At 49.4% G+C, this 795-nt stretch carries 2 protein-coding genes; both read right to left on the bottom strand.

Translation table 11 applies throughout. From position 1 onward, the window contains the following. Window positions 1-155: HIRAN domain-containing protein (locus tag C4885_RS17170; RefSeq protein ID WP_242979626.1), on the bottom strand; the 155-nt coding region annotated here is incomplete at its 3' end. 34 nt (window positions 156-189) lie between these two features. Beyond that, entirely contained in the window at window positions 190-708 is a 519-nt protein-coding gene (locus C4885_RS16175) for a hypothetical protein (RefSeq protein WP_114001307.1), read from the bottom strand. Between the last annotated feature and the right edge of the window lie 87 nt (window positions 709-795).

The following is a 795-nucleotide window of genomic DNA, read 5'->3' as shown; positions in this document are numbered from 1 at the left end:
TAACCTGCGCAACCAAGCCCCGGCAACTCTGCCTTGATTGCTTCGCTGTCATATTCATTGTCAGGCTCTTTGACCAGCTTGACCTTTTGCCCAACCGCAAAAGGCTTGCTGCCAAAATGGAACTTCAATCCGGTGATCGTGATAAATGCTTTCATAGGGAACCTCCTGTCATTTGCATAAACTGTTGTGTTACCAATCCAACTCGTCCATAGCGTCATCTACGCCTGCTGCGTAGTCCGGGTCGCTGTCGTAGCGATCCTCATCGTAGTCGTCATCATCGTAGATGGCATCGTAGCCATCGTCATAGGAATCATACGTCTTATAGGATTTTTTACTGCTTGTGTAAGAACTGCTGTACGAAGATTTGGAGCTGTAAGAAGCGCTGCTCTTGGTGGAAGATTTGGAAGGGCGATGTACCCAGCAGTAAGCTGAGTCCTTATCCGCTTCTCTCGTGCAGCCGTCCTTGATGCAGGTGTATTTATGTTTTGTGCTGGAGCTGCCGGACGGTCTGGAGCCGCTGCCGGAGACGCTGGAATTGTTCTTAGTAGGTTTATGTACCCAGCAATAGGCGGAGCCCTTAGCCGCCTCTCTGGTGCAGCCACTCTTGATACAGGTATACTTGGCAGCGAATGCGCCGGTGCACAGGACGCAAGCAGTCAGCGTAACGAGCACTGCGCAAAGAATGCTTTTCCAAATAGTCTCTTTCATAGTAAAGTCCTTTCTGTCATGTACGATATTTTACCGGTGACGTTTTCCGTCAGAAATCATCACCGCCGAAATCATCCGAACCAAAGT

The organism is Subdoligranulum sp. APC924/74 (genome assembly GCF_003324125.1).
Classification (GTDB): Bacteria; Bacillota; Clostridia; order Oscillospirales; family Ruminococcaceae; genus Gemmiger; species Gemmiger qucibialis.
The sequence above is the reverse complement of the archived record's forward strand: the minus strand, read 5'-3'. Positions and strand labels throughout refer to the sequence as shown.

Excerpts from the sequence above, each read along its gene's own strand:
- C4885_RS16175 (WP_114001307.1), bottom strand. The coding sequence starts at position 708 with ATGAAAGAGACTATTTGGAAAAGCATTCTTTGCGCAGTGCTCGTTACG.